Source organism: Waltera acetigignens (genome assembly GCF_025567015.1).
Lineage (GTDB): Bacteria > Bacillota > Clostridia > Lachnospirales > Lachnospiraceae > Acetatifactor > Acetatifactor acetigignens.
Window position 1 is genome coordinate 25,112 of the sequence record NZ_JAOQJO010000024.1, and the last position, 26,224, is coordinate 51,335.

The 26,224-nt window shown below is 48.3% G+C and carries 18 protein-coding genes and 1 pseudogene; 2 read left to right on the forward strand and 17 right to left on the reverse strand.

Annotated elements, in window-relative coordinates:
- Window positions 1–95: 95 nt before the first annotated feature.
- Complete coding sequence (locus OCV96_RS17815) at window positions 96–752, reverse strand: thiamine diphosphokinase (RefSeq protein ID WP_118731341.1); 657 nt, start codon at window positions 750–752, stop codon at window positions 96–98.
- A gap of 242 nt (window positions 753–994) precedes the next feature.
- On the opposite strand from OCV96_RS17815, the gene OCV96_RS17820 reads away from it, so the two are divergent.
- Window positions 995–1,426 (forward strand): M48 metallopeptidase family protein, encoded by a 432-nt coding sequence (locus OCV96_RS17820; RefSeq protein ID WP_262595068.1) that lies wholly within the window; start codon window positions 995–997, stop codon window positions 1,424–1,426.
- An 82-nt stretch (window positions 1,427–1,508) separates the two neighbouring features.
- Here the strand turns inward: OCV96_RS17820 and OCV96_RS17825 are convergent, their stop codons facing one another.
- From OCV96_RS17825 to OCV96_RS17900, 16 genes and pseudogenes are all read right to left on the reverse strand, one after another.
- On the reverse strand, window positions 1,509–4,013 hold the full coding sequence (locus OCV96_RS17825; protein WP_262595069.1) for an extracellular solute-binding protein: 2,505 nt from the start codon (window positions 4,011–4,013) through the stop codon (window positions 1,509–1,511).
- A gap of 34 nt (window positions 4,014–4,047) precedes the next feature.
- Complete coding sequence (locus tag OCV96_RS17830; protein ID WP_119623594.1) at window positions 4,048–5,328, reverse strand: ABC transporter permease; 1,281 nt, start codon at window positions 5,326–5,328, stop codon at window positions 4,048–4,050.
- A 50-nt stretch (window positions 5,329–5,378) separates the two neighbouring features.
- Window positions 5,379–7,097: an HlyD family efflux transporter periplasmic adaptor subunit gene (locus OCV96_RS17835; protein ID WP_119623593.1), complete on the reverse strand. Its 1,719-nt coding sequence runs from the start codon at window positions 7,095–7,097 to the stop codon at window positions 5,379–5,381.
- Between the two features lie 82 nt (window positions 7,098–7,179).
- Window positions 7,180–8,130 (reverse strand): carbohydrate ABC transporter permease, encoded by a 951-nt coding sequence (locus OCV96_RS17840; protein ID WP_262595070.1) that lies wholly within the window; start codon window positions 8,128–8,130, stop codon window positions 7,180–7,182.
- Complete coding sequence (locus OCV96_RS17845; RefSeq protein WP_262595071.1) at window positions 8,130–8,864, reverse strand: carbohydrate ABC transporter permease; 735 nt, start codon at window positions 8,862–8,864, stop codon at window positions 8,130–8,132. The genes OCV96_RS17840 and OCV96_RS17845 overlap by 1 nt, the downstream gene beginning before the upstream one ends.
- A 196-nt stretch (window positions 8,865–9,060) precedes the next feature.
- A complete protein-coding gene (locus tag OCV96_RS17850) occupies window positions 9,061–11,361 on the reverse strand; it encodes an ABC transporter substrate-binding protein (RefSeq protein WP_227733322.1) in 2,301 nt (766 codons plus the stop codon).
- A gap of 184 nt (window positions 11,362–11,545) precedes the next feature.
- On the reverse strand, window positions 11,546–12,319 hold the full coding sequence (locus OCV96_RS17855) for a PHP domain-containing protein (RefSeq protein ID WP_118669464.1): 774 nt from the start codon (window positions 12,317–12,319) through the stop codon (window positions 11,546–11,548).
- A 231-nt stretch (window positions 12,320–12,550) separates the two neighbouring features.
- The gene (locus tag OCV96_RS17860; protein WP_227733323.1) at window positions 12,551–13,714 is read right to left on the reverse strand and encodes a phosphoglycerate dehydrogenase; all 1,164 of its coding nucleotides are present in this window, start codon (window positions 13,712–13,714) and stop codon (window positions 12,551–12,553) included.
- Window positions 13,715–13,725: 11 nt separating this feature from the next.
- Window positions 13,726–14,808, reverse strand: a complete 1,083-nt coding sequence (gene serC, locus OCV96_RS17865) for a 3-phosphoserine/phosphohydroxythreonine transaminase (RefSeq protein ID WP_022153863.1) — start codon at window positions 14,806–14,808, stop codon at window positions 13,726–13,728.
- A gap of 149 nt (window positions 14,809–14,957) precedes the next feature.
- Window positions 14,958–16,367 (reverse strand): L,D-transpeptidase family protein, encoded by a 1,410-nt coding sequence (locus OCV96_RS17870; protein WP_227733324.1) that lies wholly within the window; start codon window positions 16,365–16,367, stop codon window positions 14,958–14,960.
- Window positions 16,367–18,046 carry a biosynthetic-type acetolactate synthase large subunit gene (ilvB, locus tag OCV96_RS17875; RefSeq protein WP_227733325.1) on the reverse strand — a complete coding sequence of 560 codons (1,680 nt, stop codon included), beginning with the start codon at window positions 18,044–18,046 and terminating at the stop codon, window positions 16,367–16,369. The genes OCV96_RS17870 and ilvB overlap by 1 nt, the downstream gene beginning before the upstream one ends.
- A 31-nt stretch (window positions 18,047–18,077) precedes the next feature.
- On the reverse strand, window positions 18,078–19,754 hold the full coding sequence (gene ilvD, locus OCV96_RS17880) for a dihydroxy-acid dehydratase (protein ID WP_176864643.1): 1,677 nt from the start codon (window positions 19,752–19,754) through the stop codon (window positions 18,078–18,080).
- Window positions 19,755–19,807: 53 nt separating this feature from the next.
- On the reverse strand, window positions 19,808–20,890 hold the full coding sequence (gene leuB / locus OCV96_RS17885) for a 3-isopropylmalate dehydrogenase (protein ID WP_262595072.1): 1,083 nt from the start codon (window positions 20,888–20,890) through the stop codon (window positions 19,808–19,810).
- 207 nt (window positions 20,891–21,097) lie between these two features.
- Complete coding sequence (gene yajC, locus OCV96_RS17890; protein WP_118505042.1) at window positions 21,098–21,421, reverse strand: preprotein translocase subunit YajC; 324 nt, start codon at window positions 21,419–21,421, stop codon at window positions 21,098–21,100.
- A gap of 134 nt (window positions 21,422–21,555) precedes the next feature.
- The gene (gene tgt, locus OCV96_RS17895; RefSeq protein WP_118505085.1) at window positions 21,556–22,689 is read right to left on the reverse strand and encodes a tRNA guanosine(34) transglycosylase Tgt; all 1,134 of its coding nucleotides are present in this window, start codon (window positions 22,687–22,689) and stop codon (window positions 21,556–21,558) included.
- Between the two features lie 66 nt (window positions 22,690–22,755).
- Window positions 22,756–23,770: pseudogene (locus OCV96_RS17900) on the reverse strand (M15 family metallopeptidase); the annotation flags it as partial.
- Window positions 23,771–24,108: 338 nt separating this feature from the next.
- On the opposite strand from OCV96_RS17900, the gene aroC reads away from it, so the two are divergent.
- Window positions 24,109–25,206: a chorismate synthase gene (gene aroC / locus OCV96_RS17905; protein WP_262595074.1), complete on the forward strand. Its 1,098-nt coding sequence runs from the start codon at window positions 24,109–24,111 to the stop codon at window positions 25,204–25,206.
- The last annotated feature ends 1,018 nt before the right edge of the window (window positions 25,207–26,224 follow it).

Here is a 26,224-nt window from a genome sequence, read left to right on the forward strand (position 1 = left end):
TTTCTAAAGATTTTTTTCGCAAAAACACCAAGGAGGTGGACATTCGGTGCCACCTCCTTGATCATCTTCGAAGCGTACATTTCCGGCTGCCATGGTTATACTTCATCCTCATAATACCGGATCATGCATACCAGTTCACCGTCCTCCACGGACACCTCTGCTTCCTCTCCCAGGAATTCATTGCTGATCCCGATGGGGAAATCGTTGGTGATCACAGCATTTTCCAAAGAATATTTCATGCCGCGGATATTCACGCCTTTTGCCTCCTTCGTCAGGGCAAACAGCGACATGGTGCCCTCCAGCTCCTTCCGGAAATGCACGGCTTCGTTCTGCAGTACCAGCACCATTCCCGTACCGTCTACCAGGTACCCCACCGCGCCGTGATTTTTGAGATACAGCAGACACTGGATATTCGCCAGAGTATGATCAAATCTCCCGCCGGTGGCCGCATAAATACGGAAATCGGTATAGCCCAGCTCCAGCCCCCGCTTGATAGCTGCCAGCATGTCTGTGTCATCCTTGCACTCCGGCAGGCGGCAGATCTTCTCCGGAACGGTCTGTTGTAGCTGTTCCACAGCAAGCTTCTCCTGTTCGCTCATCGAGTCAAAATCTCCGATGATCAGATCCGGCTCCACATTCAGTATCCCACAGTAGCTTAAGCCGCCGTCCACCGCGATCACATAATCTTCCTCCGTCACAGACAGCTCTCCCATCGTGAGATCTCCTGCGCCGATCAAAATACATTTACCCATAGTATTTACAGTTTTCCTTTCCTGTAACGGTTCCGTCCTTATCATTCTCCAAATCACATGAATACGCCTGCACTGCTTTGCGGCAGGCCTTATTTCCGAAACAGACGTTTCGTCTGCGAGCCGTCACGCACTATTCTACAATTTCTGCGTTTACTTTTCAAGCCATACGCAGTATATTTAATCTGTTCAAACTTACAACGATACTCAGAGGATGAACATCCCTGTATGTGAAAGGCACTCTCATGAATCTATATGACAATCAGCCGCTGACCGTTGCGGAGCTCCGCAGGTTGCAGGCTTTGGAAAACCGATATCGGAATGCTGCCAGAGAAGTGTTTACGAACCGTGTGGAATACTACCACAGGTTCACCGGTGGGCACTACACTACTATCACCATCCGTGACCAGAAGACCCGCTGGGGAAGCTGTTCCTCGAGAGGAACTTTATCCTTCAATTACCGCCTGATCTACGGTCCCGCCGGTCCTCTGGATTATGTGGTAGTCCACGAGCTCTGCCACCTGACTCATATGAACCATTCGAAGGACTTCTGGAACATGGTCGAGCGCATCATGCCGGATTACCGGATCTATAAGCAGTGGTTAAGGGAGCACGGACAGGAGCTTACCCTGACGACACATCTGAAAAAGCAGGGCATTCCCATCCGCCTTGGCTAAGGCACCTTGCTATAAATGGCGGCCTGTTTTTCAACAGACCGCCATCTTTTACTATTCTGCTCTACGCAGTGCTATCTTCCGTTTATCTGTTCTCGTTTACATAGACCTGTACACGGCTCTGAATGACACCTGCCACATCTCTCGCACTCTTCTGTCCTGAGAAGTATGCTCCGGCTTCTTCCGAAATGATATTGGAGATTGCCTCATTATAGTATCCTCTCTTGTTCACGCTTTCCACAAAGCTTACGATCCTGTCCACCTGCTCCTGTGTCAGCTGCGGCAGCAGTATTTCCTCCCCATTGATGTAATAGGTCTCATCGTATTCCACTTTGTTGCCGTTCTCATCCATATAGTACGGCTTCTTCGTAGCATCCTGCACATTCTTCTCAAAGGTGCTGCGAAGTACCGGAAGATTGTATTCCTGTTCCTGTATTTTATCCTGATATTCCTGTGTCAGATAGTAGCGCAGGAATTCCCATGCACCGTCCAGGTTCTTGGATTTTGCAGACAGCGCATACATCCTGTTACCTGCCCATAATACGGATCCCATGTCTCCATCGGTCGGGAAGCCTACAAAGGAGATATCCTCACCGAAGACACCGTTGATCGTACCGTTCAGGTCACGGATGTTGCTGATGGAGATGGTATCCAGCAGGGTTCTGTCCTCACGGAACTGGGATTCATAATTATTCCAGTAATCCTCTCCCCAGTAATCCTCTCCATATTCTACCGGCAGCCCGGCTGCATAGGTCAGCATTGCCACGAAATTATCCGTATCAAATGCACATTTTCCGGTGGATACATCCACGAAATCACTGCCACAATAATTCATCATGGTATACAGGAAGCTGTCTCTGGTCTCATCACTGAAGAGTGCGGTTCCTTCCGGCATGGTATCCCGGATCGTCTGCAGTTCTTCCATAGTAATGGAGGTACGGTCACCGAAAATAGATTCTTTTCCTACCATAGTAGAGATATAGAAGGAAGGAATCACATAGTACAGTTTACCGTCCACACGGTACGCATCCCAGACATTCTGCAGATAGTCGTTTTTCGATAATTCCTCATCCCCCGCAATGAGATCATCCACATTTGCCACCAGTCCCTTGGCAATATAGCTGTCCATTGACATATTGCTGTCCACGACCAGAATATCCGGCATTCCTCCGGAGATGATATCATTATTTAACTGCTTCACACCGAGAGTATAATCCTCTGAAGTGTTGTAGGTATTGTATTCCTTGACTACAATACGGTAAGTGTCACCGGACTTATTATACTCTACTACTTTTCTCTTCAGATCATAGTCGATATAGTTACCGGCCAGTGTAAGAACGATCCTGTCCTTGATATCCTCCGGCTTCACGTGGGTGAACAGACCGCCGCATATTTTGCCTTCGTTGTTATCATAGTAAAAGCCCAGGAACTGTTCCTCGTCCAGTATCAGGAAATTGTTCAGGCTGCCGGCAGCCAGATCTGAATTGATATAACTCATGATCTGCTTCGACTCCTGTGTCTGCACATTATAACCAAACAATCCGTTACTATCGGCATAGTACAGGATGTCACCGTCTCCGGGCACCATATTATAATAACCGCCGTTGGTCAGTGTCGAGGAAAGCTTTATTCCTTCTGATACCGCATCTGTTGCAGGATCATAGGTTGCGATATACATATCCGTGTAATTGCTCTCATCATAATAGATGATCTGCAGCTTGCCATCCGGCGTAATGATATTCGAGCTTGCATTGTTGAAAAGTGTTGCTGCTGCCTCTGGCAGCTCCTTCCGGTCTGTGATACCCTCTTCCGTCACAGTGCATTTCTCTATTTTATCACCGCTTAACATCAGTGTCAGGGTCCCATCCTCATTGGGGATGATACTATGTACCCAGGAATAGCTTTCTTCTGTATTCATATCATTCAGATCAGCTTCCCATAAGATAGTCCCATCCGCACTCCAGCAGATCAATGTATAATCATTCGTACTGCTGTAATCATCTTCGGAATATGTCTCACTATAGTAATTGCGTATTCCGTAGACATTTCCATCCGAGCCGACCGTACAATTGTTGAGCGATGTGCTAGTATAACTGCTGTTCCCTGCCGGTGCATCTACCACATCCATATCCGCTGCCGCAATATCCTGTGTGCTGGCCGCCTGCTCCGTAAGAGGCACTGCTTCATTTCCGTCCCCAGAAGCCTCACCGCCCTGTGCAGGTGCCGGAGTAGCCGGAGCCTCTCCTTCCTTCCACATAGGCAGTTCTACGGTGCCAATGACGGTACCATCCTGTTTCATTGTAGTAAGATGCAGCGTACTCTGACTGCCGTTATCGGAATATTCATAGGTCTCAAACAGAAGGTAAACCGTATCTCCCTTTCTGGTCAGCAGATCAATATTCATATTGTCTGAATCCATATTGAGATCCAGGGCCTGTTCCTTAAATACATACTGTTTTGCAAGACTGGCATCGGCCGCACTGCTGCCGCCGTTTCCGTTCCCGCCGTTACCCTTTCCACAGGCAGTCAGACCTGCGATCATTGCCACGGTCAACGCGATACTGATCAGTTTTTTCCCTTTCTTTTTCATTCTCCCTCTCCTTTTCTTGTCTGTGTCTGTTGTTTTACGACTGCTGTTCCTCTTTTGTCTCCTCCGGTGTCTGCGTTTCCTCTGTCTGCATGTTCATTGTCTGCGCTTTCTCCGGCTCTTCCGAAGCTGCATCCGCAAGCTCTGTTTCCTCCGCCGGTTCATCCGTCAGCCAGGAGAATTCACTGTCTGCATAAGGGTCTTCCTCCAGTTCCCGTTCCAATTCCTCCAGGACATCCCTCTCCTTGTGGGGGTGCTTTTTCTCTCTGCGGCGTTCCACAGCCCGCTCTGCCTTATCCTTACCGGTATGCCATACCTCCTTCAAGGTCCAGCCCTTATGGCGCCACCAGTGTACAAAGCACCAGATAACGGTCACTACCGGATATAATAACAGAAGCAGCATAACTACCGTAAGCAATGCAATAATGTCTTCATAGCCTCTCGCCAGATTCTCCCAGTAGGGGTAGATGATGGCTTTTCCGTTCATGGAACGCGTTCCGAAGGCAAGGATTGTTTTGATCCGGTTGGGCAGAGAATAACGTCTGCTGTTTTCCACGATCTCAACGTTTTTCTCATCTATGCCGATCCCTTCTTTTACTTTGCCGTAGGCGAACTCATCCACAGGGTTCGGCATCACGATCTCGTAATGATTGATCCCGTTATTCGTACCATAAGCAGACAGTGTCTCATAAGACACATAGACCACCGTGGAATTCAGTCCCGCCGCTTTATCCATTCTGCTGTCCGGGCGCTGCACCACACCGGTGACGATATGGGGTACATTGCCGATATATACTGTCATGCCCACCACATCATTAGAGCCGAACAGCTGCCAGGCCGCATCCTGATCGATGATACAATAATCCTGCATCAGATCATTACCGGAAAAATAGGCGCCGGTGATCAGTTTCAACGGATGGAACATAAAAAAGTCTCCGCCGATACCGATGGCATTGGCATCCAGCGTATTTTTCCCGTTGACCAGGGTGATCTTGCCGTCCGCACTGTAGGCATCCACCCAGAGTCTTGCACTGGGGTTCTCTGAGGTCTCTGTAATAGAGGCCTCCTGCAGCACATTTTTCAGTGAATATTCAAAGCTTTGAATGGTATCCTCCGTCACTTCCGCTTTGGAGGAGAAAAAGCAGCTGATCTGTGCCACATCCTTTTTTTCACTCCAGCGTCCGGCCATCTGCTGGGCATCCTGGGTATTTGCCAGATGGTTGGTCCATCCCAGCAAAAGCAGGAACAGAAGAAAGGATACTACTGCACTGCAGTACCATATGCATTTCTTTTTATTCTGTATTCGAATCCGAAACATCTGATCTGTTTCTTCCTTCCTGTTAAATTATTTTCCGTCTGAAAGACCTTTTATGAATTATTTGCCAGTCTGACCAGCTTTCCTGCCTCTACCGGCTGGGTAGATGTCGTAATGACAAATTCAGAGCCATATAACGCCCCACTCACTGCGGACTGGGTGTCATCACTTGCCAACACTTCCACATCTACACGGGTTGCAACATAACGATTGCCCAGAGGACTGCTCTTGGATTCCACGATCAGGATAAACTTACCGTTGCTGTCCTCACGGATGGCACTGTTGGGTACGATCAGATCGTAATTGGCACTCTTCTGTCCTACGGATACATTTAAGGACTGTCCGGGTGTCACTTCATCTCCGGTGATATCAAAGGTCAGCAGCTTCTTCTGTCCTGGATCTGTGGTATCCGGCTTGATGCTGGCCAGGGTAATATCCATATCACTGTATCTCCAGGAGTTCACCAGGTCTGCCTTATCTCCCACAGAAAGTCTCTTCGCCTGATCATTGGTCACGGAGAAGCTCATGGTAAAGCCCTTACCCTCCGGCTGCATGGTCACCAGTGCAGTATCCGGCTGTGCCTCGTCTCCTGCCTTGACTGTTACGCTGGTAATGGTACCCGAAATGGGGGCTTCGATGCTGGCACCTACCGCATTCTCCTGTAATTTTGCGATATCATCTCTCTGCTTCTGGAGACTGTCTAACTGGTAATCCAGATTCAGTTCCGTGGAAATATCCTTCAGCAGCTGTTCCTTGGTATCCTGTGCTGCTTTCAGCTGGATATTTCGTTTATCCAGTTCGGTCTGCCAGTTCTGGGTCTGCACCGTCAGGGAATTGGTGCTGTTCTCCTTGCTGTTCTGTTTATCTGCCAGTGCCTTGTTGGCATCTGCAAGCGCTTTTACCTTCTCATCATATGCTTTCACCTTGTCCGGATTGTTATTGATAAATGCCTGTCGTTCATTGATCAGCGACTGATACTGTTCCCTGTTCTTCAGTGCCAGCTGGTATTCGTCCTCTGTCACCTGATTGACAAAGCCATTACCGGATACCGAACTTGCAATGTTCTCATTGTATTTATCGATGGTGGCCTGACAGGTGGCCTGAGCTGCCTGCCATTCGCTGATCTTGTCTTTCGCAATCTTGACTTCATCACTGTTTAATGCTGCCTGGGCTGCGTTCACCTTATTCTGCTCCGAACCGGTGTCTGGCGTTCCTCCGGCATCCACGTTCACCTGTGCGGTCTTCAGCTGATTGATTGCGTTGGTGGCTTCATCCACCTGCTTCTGCCATCTGTCGATCTCTGCCTCCGCCGCCACAATGCGACTCTGATAAGTGTTTATGGAAGCCACATTTCCGTTCTGTACATTCTGGAAGGTAGAATTGGAAATGTCACCGGATAACAATGCCAGCTCAAAATCCAGCATTGCCTTATCCAACGCAGCCTGGGCATCGGTCAGTTCCTTGCTTTCCTTATCCTCCAGTAACAGCAGGGGAGCTCCCTTCTCTACCTTGTCCCCGGTCTTTACCAGAACACTGGAGATCGTACGGGTCTCACTGATCTTCACATTATAAGGATCTCCGCTTTCCACCGTACCGGTACCGCGGATCTTCGCCGTGATGGTGCCAGACTGTACATATTGTGCCGCCACCTCCGGAAGGGAATAGTTCATAAATGTGTTGGAGAAAAATGTCAGCACTAACATTACAGACAAGAATATAATGGCTGCATTTTTAACCCATTCTCTTCTCTTTTTTCCACCGTTCTCGTTCATCTTGCTTCTCCTCTATACTTCTCTTTCTATCTGTACTCCGACAGTCGGATCCATGCCGGTATATCCTCAAAAATCAGTGATCCTAGCCTTTGACACCGCCCTGGTAGGTAATTCCGTCTACCAGATATTCTTCTCCATAGAGAAATACTAAAAGGCTGGGCACCATGTAGATCGTAGCCACGGCGAATGCCAGTCCGATCTCTCCGGAATTGATCTTGCTTAAGAATACGGACAAGGGATGCATCTCCGCATCGGATAACAGGATCAGAGGCTGTTCCACCATATTCCAGTAATCGATAAATACAAGGATGGCTGCGGAACACAGCGCACCTTTGCACAATGGCATACAGATCAGCCGATAGATCTGCCACTCTCCGGCACCGTCAATCTGTGCCGCCTCCATGACCCCCACAGGAATTCTCTTCATGAACTTCGTCAGCAGATAGACTGCAAAGGGTGAAAAGATCCCGGGCAGCCAGATGGCCCAGTACGTATTTAATATATTCAGCTTTTCCGCCACCAGATAATTGGGTACCAGCGTTACCTGATACGGCATCAGCATCAATATCACATAGGAAAAAAATACCAATGACCTCAGCTTCCCCGAGTACCTGGCGAATCCATAAGACGCCAGCGATGCCACGATCAGCTGAAACAGTACGATCGGTCCCACCAGGATCACGGAATTCCAGAATTTCAGCAGATATTCCGGGCTTTTCAAAAGTACCGTAGTATACTGGCTAAAGGATACAATATCCGGTATAAATTTCAAATTCACTTTTTCGGAAATATAGACCTTGCCGCCCTTATCATTTGTGGCAAATACGGAACCATAGTTCGCTGATATCTCCGAAGATGACATGAAAGAATTGGTGATCGTCAGAACGATCGGCATCAGGAACAGTATGGCAAAAAAGGCTGCGATCACTGTTGCTATGCTGATGCGGATATTCTCAAATATCTTCTTTCTCTTCTTGAACCGGATCGCCCTTCTAAGCTCCGGTGGGACAGGTTTTTTCATCTTCTGCTCCATCAGCCTTCCACATCCTTTCCGAAATGATTTTCCACTGCGAACAGAAGTCCGATGATCACAATCATGACTAAGGACATCAATATGGCCGCTGCAGACAGCGTCTGATAATCCAGACTCTTGAACTTATTGTTCATGAAATGCTGCAGCATATAGATGGAGTCATAAGGGTAATCCGTGGTCAGCAGATAGATCTCACGGAAGATCTTAAATGAGCTGATCAGGGACATGATCGTCACAAACAAAAAAGTCGAGGACAGATACCGGATCTTGATGTAAAAAAAGGTCTGCAGCGGTGTTGCGCTCTCCAGCCTCGCCACCTCCAGCAGCTCATTGGGAATGCTGGCCAGGGCTGCCATGAACAGGATCATATTATATCCAAGATTCTTCCACAAAAACAGGATTACGATAACAATGATGGAATAGCTGGACTTCAGCCAGTCAATCTTCTCTACGCCGAAGACTCCCAGCAGATCATTGACTGCACCGTTATAATGAAACAATACCTGCCAGATCAACACGATGGAGGCTACCGGTACCATCATGGGGCTTAAGAAAAACGTACGGAACTGGCTCCGGAACGGAAGTTTGGATTCCAATACAATGGCAAGCAGCAGGGACAATACCACTGCCAGCGGTACGGCAATGGCCGAGAACACAGCAGTATTATGTACCGCTGTACGGAAAGCGGCATTCTGCACTACATTTCTAAAGTTGTCTAAAAAGACAAAATTCATACTGATGGGATTGTCCACCAGGGAATAAAAGATCACAACCAGAAAGGGTAGAAAAAAGAACGCAAGAACTCCAAGGAAGCTGGGGGCTATAAAAAGCCCCGAGCTCCTCTTGAGTTTTCGCATTCTTCTATCTAATTTGTGATGCTTACGCGTATGTTTCACATGCTGTCTGCTCACGATATTTTAAGCCTTTCCTTTATCTGTTTTCATTCACATAGACCTGTACACGGCTCTGAATGACACCTGCCACATCCGCTACGGACTTCTGACCTTTGAAGAATGCTTCCGCTTCCTCCGTGATGATATTGGTGATCTCATCATTACCGGTTGCACTGGAAGGTTCAGCCACACTGATCAGCTCCTTCAGAATATTGATTTCTTCCTCGGTAGGAGTGTGATAGGTGTACTCCCAGTCTCCGTAACTGATGCCGGAAGTACCGTCCTCCGGAATCGGATTCCCGTTCTCATCCAGGATCTGCTCACCGTTTTCATCTGTCATATATGTCACATTCAGTGCCTTCTCCACCATATCATCCAGTGCAGACTTTCTGGCGGGAAGTCCATAGGAATATAGATCATCAAACGGCTGATTCAGGTAGTTCTCAATAAATGCCCATGCGCCGTCCTTGTTGGAGGATTTGGCGGTAATCGCATACAGCTCACTGGCCTGCATATAAGTACCGCTGCCACCGCCGGAGGTAGGATATCCGATATAGGTTACCGGCTCACCGAACATAGCTTCCTCCTCCTGAATACTGTTCAGCTGATAGATGCCTGTCATATTCAACAGTACTTCACCGGACTGGATCTTCGCCGGTGTAGATCTGTCATCATTCTGCCAGTCATACTCTTCGGGGAAGGTATTGACAAATTCCAGTACTTTCTGGAAATCTTCCGAATCAAAGCTGCACTTTCCCGTCTCCCAGTCAATATAGCTGTCCAGATCATAGGCTAACAGTGTGTACAGCATGCCGCTCTTGGTCATGCCCTCAAACAGGGAAGCACCTTCATGCTGGCCTGCATAGGCTATAATATCATCAATGGTCCAGCCCTTCTTATCACCCACTTCGGAGGTTCTGCCGACGATCGTGCTTAAGGTGAAGCTCTTGGGAATTCCCACCAGTTTTCCGTCAAAGGTATAACTGTCTACAATATTTTCAAAGAAATCATCCTTGCTTAATACACTGCTCTTCTCCAGATATGGTGTCATATCCTCAAATACACCCTTGGAAGCCAGTTCCTTGACATCCAGGTTGGACAGATCCAGGATATCCGGGCACCCGGCTCCGGAGGTAATATCATTGTTCATGGCTGTAATGCCATCTGACCAGGAAGTTTCGGTCCAATTATTATCATCAATATATGTTTTAATATTGACATGATATTCATTACTCTGCTTGTTGAAGGCTACGGCTGCCGCCTGAAGGCTCTGGGAGGTATACAGGGTTCCGATCGTGATCTGGGACTTCTGTGCCACCTCACTGGCCTTGGTTCTGGTCAGCTTCACCAGGTCAGTTTCCCCTGTGTTCCAGTCATTGACCACTGCCAGGATCTTACCATCTGCGGTGGCTGCGGCATAGGTAACATAACTGCCGTTAATATCACTGTCCAGCCAGCTCAGTATTTCGGTAGTCTTCTGGTCTGCGAGACTATAATCATACAGGGCAGTATCCGTATTCACCAGAAGATCATTTTCTATTCCGGCACACAAGCCTCCGTTGCCGTTCGTGTTCGGGAAGTTATCATATGTCTGTCCCAATGCTTTGCCGTCAAAGTCGATCTGGGATAGCTTCACGTTGCCGGATTGGTCATAATAAGCCAGGTATACCTTGCCGTCTTTTGCTTTTCCCATGCCCTGGATCCACTGGCTGTCCGTCTGCACAGCTCCCTGAAATTGTCCGTCACTGCCAAACAGCCGGATCAGTGAATCAGAGCTGATATAAAATCTGCCCTGGTCGTCCAGGCACATGCTGCCCACATAAGAATTGTTCTCATCCTGCTGCATGATGTCCGTGATATCCTGTGCCATCAGTTCCGTACCGGATGCATCGTACTTGTGCAATACCGTCGTCTGCTGTGTATAAGCGTCATCACCTTCTGTGGCATTCCACTCAAATTCCGCAGTATAAATATTACCTTCTGCGTCTGCCTGCATGGAATAGATCCCACCGCCGTCAGCATTAATGGTGATCGGCAGGTCCTCCCTGGAACCGTCTGTCAGCGAATAAGCTCCAAGCACGACCTTGCTCTCACCGGAAGCTTCATCCCATTGGTAATTTGTATAATACAGTTTATCCCCCTGTACTGTCATGTTACTGTAGCTGGAATTCGTATTATCGTCCAGCTCCAGGTATTCGGGAACATATACATATTCCTTCTGTTCTGTCTGTCCCCCCTGATTCGATCCATCCTGCTTGCCGCAGGCTGCAAGCGACATTGCCATAACGGATGCCAGAGCAATCGCAGTTGCTTTTCTGCCCCTTAAATTTTTTCTCATACATTTTTCTCCTCTTTATTACGGTCTGTAATCCTACGGGTTCCCCCTGACAGCAAGTTCTACGGAGCAATCCATATTTCTTACTTATCTATGCACATTATACCCTATTTCTATAGTAAAAGCATCTTAAGAATTTATGAACTTAGATTACGATGTGTATAAAAAAAGTATAGGCCCAAAGGACCTATACCATCTTATGCATTTCTGCCTTTCTTCTGTGATGCCGGTACAGGCTTCCCAGTCTGTTGTAGAACCAGAAGGACTGTACCAGAATATTATTGGCTTTTCCGATTTTCTCCTTGGTAGTGCCGCGGTAATAGGAGCCTCCGCATTTGATTCCTTCTCCCAGCTTCACTGCCCGGATCAAATCGGATTCACAACTGATCTTCTCTGGTATATCGGTATACGCCATACCGATACAGTCCGTTTTGTGAGCATCGCTTCCACCGAAGGTTGGCAGTGCGTACATTTCCGCCAGTACCTTTGCGCAATGGTTGCTCTCTACACTCTCACAGGCATTGAAGCCTTCCAGAAAATCAAACTGATTCATCACCGCCATCTGATTCCGCTTCTTCAGGGTATTGGTGAAGCTTAAATATTTCTCTCCGCAGGGATGTGCCGGCCCTAATATTCCACCGTTCTTATGCACGATATCGATCAGGATCTGCACCGGCAATCCACGAAGCTCCAGAATTTTCAGCTTAATGGTCTCCGGCATGATCACCAGAATATGTCCTGCATCAATGGTATCGTATTCAATCCCCTTCAACACCACAAAGTCTTTAAATTTTTGATCTTTTATATTTCGTTTCCACGTGCGGTAACCATTATAAGAATTATGATCACTGACCAGCATACCGTTAAAACCCTTGCGGATCAATTCCGCAATAAAATCGTCAATAGGAACCTTTCCATCCATAGATCCTTCTTTTGTATGACAATGCATATCAAATTTCATCTGTTTTGTTCCTTCTTTCTCTTGTGGCTTACGTCTTTGGTCCATGCCAAGTATAACAGATTCCCTCATATCATACAACGCTTTTACGAAAAAATGTCTGTAAGTTTCTGACATTTTACACTGATTTTACCACTATTTCCGCTGTTTTTGGCATTACACCGGAAACGTAAAGCAAGCACCGGCCTTTTATAGCCGATGCCTGCATATTTTTCTGCTATTCAGACAAATGTCTTACTTTACCACACGTACGCGGAAGACACCGTCGATCTTCTGTAAGGATTCTACCAGATCCTGTGTTGCCGCATTTTCAATATCCAGCATGGTATATGCCACTTCACCGCGGGATTTATTGGTCATATCGGAGATATTGATGTTCTTCTCACCGATCACTGCGGTAAACTGATTCAACATATTGGCAATATTTTTATGGAAAATTGCAATTCTTCCGGCCTGGCTGCATACGCCCATATCGCAGGCAGGATAATTTACGCTGTTGCGGATATTGCCGTTCTCCAGATAATCCATCAGTTCTTCCACAGCCATCTTCGCACAGTTATCCTCGGATTCCTCGGTGCTTGCGCCCAGATGAGGGATCACGATACAGCCGGGCTGTCCTGCTGTCGTAGGATTCGGGAAATCAGATACATAACGGGCTACCTTGCCACTCTTTAATGCCTCCAGGACATCTGCCTCATTTGCCAGCAGATCTCTTGCAAAGTTTAACAGGACCACGCCATCTTTCATTTTGCTGATAGCTTCCTTGTTGATCATACCCTTTGTGGAATCCAGAAGCGGTACATGTATCGTAATGTAATCACAGTCTGCATAAATTTCTTCCACATTCGTCACATGCTTGACAGAACGGCTTAAGTTCCATGCAGCATTGACAGATACATAAGGATCATAGCCATAGACCTCCATACCGAGGCTTACTGCTGTATTGGCCACCTTAACGCCGATAGCGCCCAGACCGATGACACCTAACTTTTTGCCCATTACTTCCGTACCGGCGAATTTCTTCTTTTCTTTTTCTGCAGATTTGGCAATATCCGCATTATCCCTGGATGCCTTGACCCATTCGATACCGCCTACCACATCACGGGCAGCTAACAGCATACCAGCGATCACCAGTTCCTTTACGCCATTGGCGTTGGCACCGGGAGTATTGAATACTACGATACCCTTTTCCGCACATTTATCCAGAGGAATGTTGTTGACTCCGGCACCGGCTCTCGCTACTGCCAGCAGATTTTCCGGCAGCTCCAGCTCATGCATGGAAGCACTGCGGACCAGAACGCCCTCTGCGTCATTCATATTATCGATTACTTTATAGTCTGCTGTCAGACGATCCAGTCCCACTTTGGAAATGGGATTCAGGCAATTGATCTGAAACATTTTTCTCCCCCTTAAGCGTTCTCCGCTTCAAACTTCTTCATGAACTCTACCAGCTTCTCCACACCTTCGATGGGCATCGCATTGTAGATACTTGCTCTCATGCCGCCTACGGTTCTGTGACCTTTCAGGTTCTCGAAGCCTGCCTCCTTCGCCTCTTTGACGAATTTGGCATCTAACTCCTCATTACCGGTAATGAACGGAACATTCATCAGGGATCTGTCTTCCTTGCGGACGGTTCCCTTGAACAGCTTGCTTTCATCCAGGTAGTCATACAGGATCTTCGCCTTTTTCTCATTGCGCTCCTTCATTGCCTCCAGACCGCCCATCTTCTTCAGCCATTTAAATACCTTGCCGCAGATGTAGATGCCGTATGCGGGAGGCGTATTGTACAGAGAATCCGCATCTGCATGGATCTTATAACGAAGCATGGTCGGTGTACCGGGAAGCACATCCTCGGTGATCAGATCCTCACGGATGATCACGATAACCACACCTGCAGGTCCGATATTTTTCTGTACGCCGCCATAGATCACACCGTATTTTGTCACATCTACCGGCTCGGATAAAAAGCAGCTGGATACATCTGCAACCAGGGGCTTACCCTTGGTATTGGGCAGGGTCTTGAATTTCGTACCGTAGATGGTATTATTCTCGCATATGTACACGTAATCGGCATCCTCGCTGATGGGCAGATCGGAGCAATCGGGAATATAAGAGAAGGTCTTATCCTCAGAAGAAGCGATCTTATTTGCCTTGCCGTACAGGGAAGCCTCCTGATATGCCTTCTTCGCCCACTGACCGGTTACGATGTAGTCTGCCACACGGTTCTTCATCAGGTTCATGGGGATCATGGCAAACTGCTGACTCGCACCACCCTGCAAAAACAGTACCTTATAGTTGTCCGGGATATTCATCAGTTCTCTGAGATCAGCTTCCGCTTCCTTAATGATCGTATCATAGGCTTTAGATCGATGGCTCATCTCCATTACGGACATGCCGGTTCCTCTATAATCCAGCATTTCATCGGCTGCTTCCTGCAATACCTCCTCAGGGAGTACTGCAGGGCCTGCGGAAAAGTTATACACTCTTGCCATTTTCAAAGACCTCCTCGATATTTTCTAAATTTTTTATAAAAAGCATAGGTATAGAATAAGCTTTTCATTTGCTTTAGTCAACTACATTGTTAAATTATTTTCAAAATGTTCGCATCCCGCACACATTTTGTCAGAAAATGTCTGTTTTATTAATAAAACATTACGACAGGGGTACCGATCTGTACCATGTCGTACAATTCTTCCATTTTGTCCTTCGGTGTATTGATACAGCCATGGGAACCGGCAGTCTGGTAGATGTCCCCTCCGAACTCTTTTCTCCAGCTGGCATCGTGGATACCGATGCTGCCCTTTACAGGTACCCAGAATTTCACAGGGGAGGCATAGCCCGGTCCCCGCAGTACTCTGTCCTTCTGCTTGTTATAGACGAAATTCACCCCCTCCGGTGTTCCCATACGTCTGCGCATGTTGCCGGTCACCACATCCGTCTCCAGCCGCAGTTCCCCCTTTTCATAATAGTACATTTTCTGTTGTGTCATATCCACTTCGATATAGGTATCTCCGATGTCATCCCTGCCATAACAGAAAGCTTCTCTCTCGTAAGTGGGAACATGGGACTGCTGTGTCCCCGTATGTACACCGGCATCCAGCAGATGCTCCATCAGGTATGCAGTCTCTTTTTTCTGATCCAGCTTGCTTCCATAGGTGCCGCCCTCGATGGTGATCACATCTCCTCTGGTACTGTGGAATTGTCTGGTACGGCCATAACCGTCATACTTTTCGGCCAGCTGCTCTACATACGCCGTCACGGCTTCTTCATCCAGTACAAAGTTACCGGTCTGATCCGTCACCGGCAGACCATTCTCCGTCACCAGAAAAGAGGCACAGTCCGCTGCCGTCACCGGATGTCTCTCCTGTCCAAAGCAATAGACAATATCACATCTCTGATAACGTTCAATCTCCTTCCAGAGATTCCGCAGAGTTTTCTGGTTCTCATTTGGAGTGATGTCATAATAACAGCCACTATCTGACAGGTTTAACGTCTCCTGCCCGTTTTCTACTGTGTTCTCCAACGCCAAAAAAGCCTTCTCCAAGTCAATGCGTCCCGCAAGTCCATCCGTGAAGACGTACTCGCCCGACGAATCCCGGGCAAGGCTGTAATCCTTGTTCTTCTGTTGTTCGGCCCGTACAAATTCCAGAGAATCATAAGCTCTCCGAAGCCCATCCACATCCACGGTCACTGTGGGAGAAAGTTCCCTCCGGGAGTGAAACAGAACATTGTCCACCCACAGGAACGGATTCTGTTCCTGCCGGTAATGTTCCAGTACGTTACTGTAATCTGCCTGATAATCTGCTTCCGCAAGAGAGATTGTATACTCTGTCCCCTCTCTGTCCACGATGACAATATTCGGAGCCTCTGTACGCAACAAAAGCTCCGAATTCACTTCCTCCACCGTTTTTCCGGTACAGTAGACACCGTTGATCCAGGTATTTACAGAGAAGCCTTCTCTGTAATAAAATGCCAGAATAAAATATCCGGTCAGTAATAACAGCAAAAATAAAAGTACTGCCAAAACTAATCTTTTCGTCGTCTTTTTCATCAGGACTGCCTTTTCAAATCATCTCCGTCAAACACTTCGCTGATGGGGGCTCCTGCCGGAACCATGGGGAATACCTTATCATCCTCCGGGATCATGCACTCGATCAGTACCGGTGCTTTCAGGGCAATGGCCTTCTCGATGGCCGGTGCCACTTCTTCCTTTTTGGTCACGCGGATGGCGGTACAGCCCAGTCCTTCTGCCACCTTGCAGAAATCCACCTTATCCTTCAGTACTGTCTGGGAATAGCGTTTCCCATAGAACAGTGTCTGCCACTGTCTCACCATACCCAGCACCTGATTGTTGATGACCACCTGGATGATGGGAATGTTGTAACGGCTGGCAGTAGCCAGTTCGTTCATGTTCATGCGGAAACATCCGTCGCCTGCAATGTTGATGCAGACCTTATCCGGCTGTCCGATCTGCGCACCGATGCAGGCTCCCAGACCGTAACCCATGGTGCCTAATCCTCCGGAAGACAGGAAGGTACGGGGCTTCGTATAATGATAATACTGTGCCGCCCACATCTGATGCTGTCCCACGTCTGTGGTGATGATGGCTTCTCCGTTCGTTACACGGTCAATCTCCTGCATGATATAAGGACAGGACAGATTTTCGTCATCGTATTTCAGAGGATATTTTTCCTTCAGTTCCGTTATATGTGCCATCCACTCGGGATGTTCCTGTTTCGACAGGCAGGCATTTAATTCGGTCAGAGTCTTCTTCAGATCTCCTACCAGAGATGCATCCACACGGATATTCTTGTTGATCTCCGCAGCATCCACATCCAGTTGGATGATTCTTGCGTTCTCCGCGAACTTCTTCGGGTTACCCGTCACACGGTCTGAGAATCTGGCTCCCAGTGCTACTAACAGGTCACACTCACTGACGCCCAGATTGGAAGTCTTGGTGCCGTGCATACCGATCATTCCTGTATAGCGCTCGCTTCTGCCGTCAAAAGCGCCTTTTCCCATCAGGGTATCGCATACCGGTGCATCGATAAGTTCCGCGAACTCTGCCACCTCTGCACTTGCTCCGGAGATAATAGCACCGCCGCCCAGATAGATATACGGCTTCTTTGCCTTATGTATCATTTCCGCTACCAGCATCAGTTCTTCTCTGGTGTAGCGGGTCACTCTTTCCTCCGGCTGAATGGTCACAGGTGTATACTCGCAGGTTGCCGCAGTCACATCCTTCGTAATATCTATCAGCACAGGGCCCGGTCTGCCGCTTCTGGCAATATGGAATGCCTTGCGGATGGTATCTGCTAGGATCTCCACATTTTTCACAATATAGCCATGCTTCGTAATAGGCATGGTCACGCCGGCGATATCCACCTCCTGGAAGCTGTCCTTACCGAGTAAAGGCAAGGTAACGTTGGCGGTGATCGCTACCATCGGTACAGAATCCATGTAAGCCGTAGCGATACCAGTGACTAGATTCGTGGCGCCGGGACCGCTGGTAGCCATGCAGACACCTACTTTTCCCGTAGCTCTCGCATAGCCGTCCGCCGCATGTGCCGCCCCCTGTTCATGGGAAGTCAGAATATGTTTGATCTCCCCACTGTGCTTATAAAGTGCGTCATAAATATTAAGGATTGCTCCGCCGGGGTAACCGAATACGGTATCTACCCCCTGCTCCTTCAGACATTCTACCAGAATTTCCGATCCCGTTAACTGCATTTCAAAATCCCTCCGGTTATTTAATGATTGCTTAGTTCTTCTGAGAAGGTGCTTCCAGTACCGCACCACGGTTGCCGCTGGTCACCAGTTCATGATATCTTGCCAGATAGCCTGTGGTGATCTTGGGTTCTCTGGGCTGCCATTTTGCTCTTCTCGCTGCCAGTTCTTCGTCAGATACCAGTACATCCAACTTGTTCTCCGGGATATTGATACGGATGATGTCTCCCTCTTCCACCAGTGCGATTGGGCCGCCCACTGCTGCCTCAGGGGATACATGTCCGATGGATGCTCCTCTGGATGCTCCTGAAAAACGTCCATCCGTGATCAGTGCCACGCTGGAACCCAGTCCCATTCCTGCGATGGCAGAAGTAGGATTCAGCATCTCACGCATGCCGGGGCCTCCCTTGGGGCCTTCGTAACGGATCACTACTACATCGCCTGCGACGATTTTACCGGACTTGATAGCATCAATAGCATCTTCTTCACAATCGAATACTCTGGCAGGGCCTTCGTGTACCAGCATCTCAGGTGCTACAGCGGATCTCTTGACTACGCCGCTGTCCGGTGCCAGATTCCCCTTCAGTACAGCGATACCTCCGGTCTGGGAGTAAGGATTTTCCACAGGACGGATGACTTCCGGATTCTTGTTTACACAATTCTTAATATTCTCGCCTACGGTAGTGCCGTTTGCTGTCAGACAATCGAGGTTCAAAAGTCCCTTCTTGGACAGTTCATTCATTACCGCATAGACACCGCCTGCTTCATTCAGATCTTCCATATAAGTAGGGCCCGCCGGTGCCAGGTGGCACAGGTTCGGAGTCTTGGCGGAGATCTCGTTGGCAATCTCCAGATTCAGTTCCACGCCGGCTTCTCTTGCAATAGCGGGCAGATGCAGCATAGTATTCGTGGAGCAGCCCAGCGCCATATCTACCGTCAGTGCATTCTGGAATGCTTCCGGTGTCATAATGTCTCTGGGACGGATATTTTTCTCTACCAGTTCCATGATCTTCATGCCGGCATGTTTTGCCAGACGGATACGCTCGGAATATACGGCAGGAATGGTGCCGTTGCCTCTCAGTCCCATACCGATAGCCTCGGTCAGGCAGTTCATGGAGTTCGCGGTGTACATACCGGAACAGGAACCGCAGGTAGGACACACCTTTTCCTCAAACTCTGCCAGTTCATCCATGGTCATGGTACCTGCTGCCACACTTCCCACTGCCTCGAACATGGAAGACAGGCTTCTCTTCTGTCCGTGTACATGTCCGGCTAACATGGGACCGCCGGATACGAAGATCGTAGGAATATTCACTCTGGCTGCTGCCATCAACAGACCGGGAACGTTCTTATCACAGTTGGGGATACATACCAGACCGTCAAAGCCGTGTGCCATAGCCATACACTCAGTACTGTCGGCGATCAGATCTCTGGTCACCAGGGAATATTTCATTCCCACATGTCCCATGGCAATACCGTCACATACAGCAATGGCGGGGAATACCACCGGCATACCTCCGGCCATGGCTACGCCCATTTTTACAGCTTCGGTGATCTTATCCAGATTCATGTGTCCGGGTACGATCTCATTGAAGGAGCTGACGATACCGATCATGGGGCGTCTTCTCTCTTCTTCGGTAAATCCCAGGGCATTGAACAGACTTCTGTGGGGTGCCTGGGCAGTTCCTGTCTTTACAGAATCACTTCTCATATCTTTGTCTCTCTTTCTCTTCTCTATTCGCAAATGTAACCGCTTAATTGTTGTCAGATTCTTTCTGCCAGAAGGGTACCCATCTCGGTACAGCCTACCTGTGTACAGCCCTCAGACATAATGTCGATGGTGCGGTAGCCGTCCTGCAATACTTTTTTCACCGCTGCCTCAATGGCATCCGCTTCTTCATCCAAATCAAAGCTGTAACGGAGCATCATAGCGGCACTGAGTACAGTAGCAATAGGATTTGCAATATCTTTTCCTGCGATATCCGGTGCAGAACCGTGGCTGGGCTCGTACAGACCGAACTTCGTGTCGTTCAGGCTGGCGCTGGCCAGCATTCCGATGGAACCGGTCACCATACTTGCCTCATCGGAAAGAATATCTCCGAACATGTTCTCCGTCAAAATAACATCAAACTGGGCAGGATCCTTAACTAACTGCATGGCACAGTTGTCTACCAGCATATGTTCCAGAGTGACATCCGGATAGCCCTTTGCCACTTCCTCTACAACCCTTCTCCACAGTCTGGAAGAATCCAGTACGTTAGCCTTATCCACGCTGGTAACTTTCTTTTTCCGCTTTCTGGCAATATCAAAACCTTTGATAGCAATTCGACGGATCTCGTTCTCATCGTAGGTCAGGGTATCAATAGCTTTTCTCACACCGTTCTCTTCGATAGTCTTACGCTCACCGAAGTAAAGTCCGCCGGTCAGCTCTCTCATGATCAGCATGTCAAATCCGGCTTTGCTGATCTCCTCTTTCAGAGGGCACGCTGCTGCCAGTTCATCGTAAAGTACTGCGGGTCTTAAATTAGCAAACAGATTCAATGCCTTACGCAGTGCCAGCAGTCCCGCCTCGGGACGCTTCTCTGGAGGAAGCTTGTACCAGGGAGAGGTAGTAGTGTTGCCGCCAATGGATCCCATCAGCACCGCATCTGCTGCTTTGGCATCCGCAATCGCTTCCTCTGTCAGAGGGACTCCATGGACATCAATGGAAGCTCCTCCCATCAGAATATCTTTATAGATCATTTTATGACCATATTTATGCGCAACTTTGTCCAAGACTTTTTTTGTCTCCCTGACGATCTCAGGTCCAATGCCATCGCCGGGAATACAGGTAATACGTAACTCCATAGTGTTATTTTCCTCGTTTCCTGTGATATTTCCTGTATTTTTACGTAAAATACTTATTTCATAATAACTGATACAGTACTAAATTTCAACATTGAAAATTAACATAAATGCAATTATGGACATTAAAATAGATCAAGCCATTAGTTGTGCCGTATATGCAAAAAGGAGCAATACCTTATCCCGGCATTGCTCCTTTTTCACTTCTTCTTAGTTCTCTCCAGCCTTCTCAACCTTGCTGATGGCAGATTTCTCCATAGGAATACGGCAGTTCTTGTTATTACCGAACTCTACGATAACGGTATCATCGGTAATGTCGATCACGATGCCATAGAAACCGGAAGTGGTCAGAACGCAGTCACCTGTCTCTAAGTTGGACAGCATTGCAGCTACTCTCTTCTGTTCCTTCTTCTGCGGTCTCATAAAGAAAAACCACATTGCACCGATCAATACTGCATATACAAGAAGCATAACGATCATGCTGGTTCCGGAACCTGCTGCAGCAGCCTCTGACTCAGTTAATAAAATACCCATTTGTTCCTCCATTCCGGCGTGTTACGCCTGTAAAACTTTCTGTACAAGTAAGTATGATACACAAAAATAGCTTAAGGGGCAAGTCTTTTTGCATAAAATTGTATGAAATTCCTCTAAACTCCGACAGTTGTAACTTATTCTAACGGTGTAGCCATGGAATCCAGCTTCTGTTTTTTATATTCTGCAAAACGGCCTGCATCCAAGGCATCACGGATCTCCGTCATCATGGTATTATAAAAATACAGATTGTGGAGTACACAAAGACGCATACCCAGCATCTCTTTCGCCTTTAACAGATGACGGATATAAGCTCTGGAGTATCTCTGGCAGGCAGGACAGTTGCAGCCCTCTTCGATGGGTCTGCCATCCAGTTCGTATTTGGCATTAAACAGATTAATCTTTCCATGGTTGGTATATAAATGTCCATGGCGTCCGTTTCTCGTCGGATATACACAGTCGAAGAAATCAACACCACGTTCTACACCCTCCAGAATATTAGCCGGGGTACCCACACCCATAAGGTAGGTTGGCTTGTTCACCGGGAGATAAGGTACCACCTCATCCAGAATGTGGTACATTTCCTCATGGGTCTCGCCAACTGCCAGACCGCCGACCGCATAACCGTCCAGATCCATCTCAGCGATCCGCTTGGCATGCTCGATACGGATATCTTCATAGATAGCCCCCTGATTGATGCCGAATAACAGCTGGTGTGGGTTCACCGTATCCTCTAAACTGTTCAGGCGCTTCATCTCCGCCTGACATCTCTGCAGCCATCTGGTGGTACGTTCCACGGAATTTTGTACATACATCCGGTCTGCCTTACTGGGGGCACACTCGTCAAAAGCCATGGCAATGGTAGATCCCAGATTGGACTGGATCTGCATGCTCTCCTCCGGACCCATGAAAATCTTGTGTCCGTCGATATGAGAGCGGAAAGTTACGCCCTCTTCCTTGATTTTGCGCAGCCCCGCCAGAGAAAATACCTGAAATCCACCGGAATCCGTCAGGATCGGTTTGTTCCAGGACATAAATTTATGAAGGCCGCCCATCTGCTTGATGATCTGGTCTCCCGGTCTTACGTGTAAATGATAGGTATTGGACAGTTCCACCTGGGTCCCGATCTGCTCTAAGTCTGCTGTGGACACAGCGCCCTTGATGGCAGCCACAGTTCCCACATTCATAAATACAGGTGTCTGGATCACGCCGTGTACAGTGGTAAATTCGCCTCTCTTGGCACGTCCTTCCTGTTTAATCAATCGATACATCTTCTACATATTCCTCCCAGAATTCTTCTAACGAGATTCCCTGTTCCATAATCACCGTTGCTGCGGCCTTGCCCACATAACGAAAATGCCAGGGTTCATATTCGATTCCCGTGATGTTTTCCTTGCCTTCAGGGTATCGTAAAATAAAGCCAAAACGACAGCTGTTGGTTGCCAGCCATTTTCCTGCTTTCGTATCTCCAAAGCCTTCGTCTAGCGACATATAGTCGTTGCAGACAATGTCCAGTGCCAGACCGATCTGATGCTCACTGGCTCCCGGTACGGTCACCGCCTGACTGGACAGCTGATACGCCTCCATATAGGACATACCACGCTTCATATAGCGCTCGATCTTGCGGTTAAACAACATCTGCTGATATTCCAGATCCCGGTATGGAGAGCAGATGGTCAGATTCACACCGTCCTCTTCCGCCGCTTCCAGCATAGCCAGCAGATCTTCCAGAATTCTCTTGTCGCACTGCATCTTTCCTTTGATAGTACCTAGCTGGAACGTATAATCATCCGGAATGGAATTCTGTTTGTTGATCAGAACCAGACGCCAGTCATCGGAACGGAATTCCTCCTGCTCTGCGTTATCGTCTTCTGTCACACTGCCGTCTTCTCCGGTCTTCTCAGCATCCGCATTCTCGCTCACAATAGCCTCGGACGCCTGCAGAATATCGGAAGCGTCATACTTATCCACCAGTGCATACCCATGGGAAGTGCTGTTGTAATCCGACTGTTCCAACACATCCTCATCCTCCAAAAGTTCCAGACCTGCCATATCCGGTTCCTTTTCCTCTGCCAGAGAGATGTTCTGGGTGTCGGTATTTTTCAGTTCATAATCCGTTCCGGTATCCTCGGTGATAAAGGCCGGAAAAGAAAAGCTGCTATAAACCGCAAACAGGAAAAAGGTACCGAGCATCACTGCAAAACGCTTTCCGTTGTTGTGGCAATAATTCCGGATATGAAAAAAAGACATCACAAAAAACAGCAACGGCACTGCTACCGCTCTGTTCCATTTGTTCTTTCTGCCCAATTTCAGAAGTTTCGCTCTGGCTTTTTCTTCCGTAGTTTTTTCCATTCCCGTGTCGACCTTTTACTTCCCGTTAGTACTTATGTCATATGATAGCATATTTTGTTTTGTGTTGCATCCTTTTTCTATAAAAAAGTTGCGATTTTTTCAGTAATTGCGTATAATTTATGATAAAAAGTAACTATTCTGACCTCTAAGGATCGTTAAAACTGATATGTCATGCTTGCATGTAAATAGCAGTTTTATGATTCGTAAGGTGACTCGAATAGAGTCACCGCTCCATAAATGAGCAAAATTAACTGTGCAGCAACCGGAACGCACAATTCATCGTGCGCTTTTGCGAATGCATGGGTGAGGTTCTGAACAGTGGAAAAAGGAGAACTGTCATGGCCGGTTCAACATTTGGTAACATTTTCAAGATCACTACCTGGGGAGAATCCCACGGAAAGGCACTGGGTGTCGTCGTGGACGGCTGTCCCGCCGGACTTCCTCTCTCCGAAGAAGAGATTCAGAAATATCTGGATCGCCGTAAACCCGGCACCAGTGCTATCACTACACAACGTAAAGAAGCCGATCAGGTGGAGATTCTGTCCGGTGTCTTTGACGGAAAGACCACCGGTACTCCCATCTCCCTGATGGTCCGCAATACCTCCCAGATCTCCGCAGATTACAGCGAGATTGCAGAGAATTACCGTCCCGGCCATGCAGATTACTGCTTTGATGCCAAATACGGTTTTCGGGATTATCGAGGTGGTGGCCGTTCTTCCGGTCGTGAGACCATCGGGCGTGTGGCGGCCGGAGCTATTGCTGCAAAGATTCTGGAACAGATGGGTATTACCGTATTCGCCTATACCCGTTCCATCGGCCCCATCGATGCGGATCCTGCAAAATATAACCGGGACACTGCCCGCTCCACCATTACTGCCATGCCGGATGCAGAGGCTGACGAAAAGGCCTGTGCTTATCTGCACCAGGCCAGAGAAAACTGCGATTCCGTTGGTGGCTGCATGGAATGCCTCGTGGAAGGTCTTCCCGCCGGAATCGGAGACCCGGTCTTTGAGAAACTGGATGCCAATCTGGCGAAGGCCATTATGTCCATCGGTGCCGTTAAGGCTGTGGAGCTTGGTGACGGTGCCGAAGCAGCCCGCCATACCGGCAGCGAGAACAACGATCCCTTCCGCATGGAGAACGGTAAAGTTGTCAAGGCCAGCAATCATTCCGGCGGAACTTTAGGTGGCATGAGTGATGGCAGCCCCTTACTCATCCGAGCTTACGTGAAGCCCACTCCTTCCATCTTCCGCCCCCAGCAGACTGTGAACTGCTCCGGTGAAAATACAGAGCTTACCATCCGCGGCCGCCACGATCCCATCATCGTCCCCAGAGCTGTAGTCGTCATGGAATGCATGACCGCCATCACCGTCCTGGATGCCATGATGATGAATATGTCCGCAAAGCTGGATTCTCTGGTGGAATTTTATCGGTAAATGGAAAGTTACGCGAGCAATGAGCCGCGCATAGGCATAGTGAAGACAGCGATGGGCGCTCGCGCATGATTCGCTGTCTTTACTTATGCCGAGATGCGGCGAACGCCGCGATATGAAATAAGATTGGCAGCGTTTTATGCTGACAATCTTATGAATAGCGTGGCTCATTGCGGAGGGTTTTATCTTCGGGACTCAGCAGAGAAAAAACACGAATTACGCCCCGCTTGTCAGAAACTTCCAGGGCTCAGCAGAGAAAAAACACGAATTACGCCCCGCTTGTCAGAAACTTCCAGGGCTCAGCAGAGAAAAAACACGAATTACGCCCCGCTTGTCAGAAACTTCCAGGGCTCAGCAGAGAAAAAACACGAATTACGCCCCGCTTGTCAGAAACTTCCAGGGCTCAGCAGAGAAAAAACACGAATTACGCCCCGCTTGTCGGAAACTTCCGGGGCTCAGCAGAGAAAAAACGCGAATTACGCCCCGCTTGTCAGAAACTTCCAGGGCTCAGCAGAGAAAAAACACGAATTACGCCCCGCTTGTCGGAAACTTCCGGGGCTCAGCAGAGAAAAAACGCGAATTACGCCCCGCTTGTCAGAAACTTCCAGGGCTCAGCAGAGAAAAAACACGAATTACGCCCCGCTTGTCGGAAACTCCCGGGGCTCAGCAGAGAAAAAACATGAATTACGCCCCGCTTGTCGGAAACTCCCGGGGCTCAGCAGAGAAAAAACATGAATTACGCCCCGCTTGTCGGAAACTCCCGGGGCTCAGCAGAGAAAAAACGTAAATTACAGGGCATTTCGTAACGTAGGCTATAATAAATGCCGCGATGCCCACCGCGGAAGGATGTTCCGTTTGCTGTGGACGTTCGTGGATTTGAAACTACCAACCGCAATGAGCGTAACTTTCCATTCATCAAACAAAAAAGGCATACTCGCGTATGCCTCAGACTGTAGACAAAACGCTTTTGGTCAGCACTCCAGAAGCGTTTTTCTTGTTTTCGGTTCAAAAAGTGTGTACT

Excerpts from the sequence above, each read along its gene's own strand:
- OCV96_RS17850 (WP_227733322.1), bottom strand. The coding sequence starts at position 11,361 with ATGAGAAAAAATTTAAGGGGCAGAAAAGCAACTGCGATTGCTCTGGCA.
- aroC (WP_262595074.1), top strand. The coding sequence starts at position 24,109 with ATGGCCGGTTCAACATTTGGTAACATTTTCAAGATCACTACCTGGGGA.
- OCV96_RS17855 (WP_118669464.1), bottom strand. The coding sequence starts at position 12,319 with ATGAAATTTGATATGCATTGTCATACAAAAGAAGGATCTATGGATGGA.
- OCV96_RS17870 (WP_227733324.1), bottom strand. The coding sequence starts at position 16,367 with ATGAAAAAGACGACGAAAAGATTAGTTTTGGCAGTACTTTTATTTTTG.
- OCV96_RS17825 (WP_262595069.1), bottom strand. The coding sequence starts at position 4,013 with ATGAAAAAGAAAGGGAAAAAACTGATCAGTATCGCGTTGACCGTGGCA.
- ilvD (WP_176864643.1), bottom strand. The coding sequence starts at position 19,754 with ATGAGAAGTGATTCTGTAAAGACAGGAACTGCCCAGGCACCCCACAGA.
- ilvB (WP_227733325.1), bottom strand. The coding sequence starts at position 18,046 with ATGCAGTTAACGGGATCGGAAATTCTGGTAGAATGTCTGAAGGAGCAG.
- OCV96_RS17820 (WP_262595068.1), top strand. The coding sequence starts at position 995 with ATGAATCTATATGACAATCAGCCGCTGACCGTTGCGGAGCTCCGCAGG.
- OCV96_RS17815 (WP_118731341.1), bottom strand. The coding sequence starts at position 752 with ATGGGTAAATGTATTTTGATCGGCGCAGGAGATCTCACGATGGGAGAG.
- leuB (WP_262595072.1), bottom strand. The coding sequence starts at position 20,890 with ATGGAGTTACGTATTACCTGTATTCCCGGCGATGGCATTGGACCTGAG.
- OCV96_RS17835 (WP_119623593.1), bottom strand. The coding sequence starts at position 7,097 with ATGAACGAGAACGGTGGAAAAAAGAGAAGAGAATGGGTTAAAAATGCA.
- OCV96_RS17830 (WP_119623594.1), bottom strand. The coding sequence starts at position 5,328 with ATGTTTCGGATTCGAATACAGAATAAAAAGAAATGCATATGGTACTGC.
- OCV96_RS17845 (WP_262595071.1), bottom strand. The coding sequence starts at position 8,864 with ATGAATTTTGTCTTTTTAGACAACTTTAGAAATGTAGTGCAGAATGCC.
- serC (WP_022153863.1), bottom strand. The coding sequence starts at position 14,808 with ATGGCAAGAGTGTATAACTTTTCCGCAGGCCCTGCAGTACTCCCTGAG.
- OCV96_RS17860 (WP_227733323.1), bottom strand. The coding sequence starts at position 13,714 with ATGTTTCAGATCAATTGCCTGAATCCCATTTCCAAAGTGGGACTGGAT.
- tgt (WP_118505085.1), bottom strand. The coding sequence starts at position 22,689 with ATGTATCGATTGATTAAACAGGAAGGACGTGCCAAGAGAGGCGAATTT.
- OCV96_RS17840 (WP_262595070.1), bottom strand. The coding sequence starts at position 8,130 with ATGGAGCAGAAGATGAAAAAACCTGTCCCACCGGAGCTTAGAAGGGCG.
- yajC (WP_118505042.1), bottom strand. The coding sequence starts at position 21,421 with ATGGGTATTTTATTAACTGAGTCAGAGGCTGCTGCAGCAGGTTCCGGA.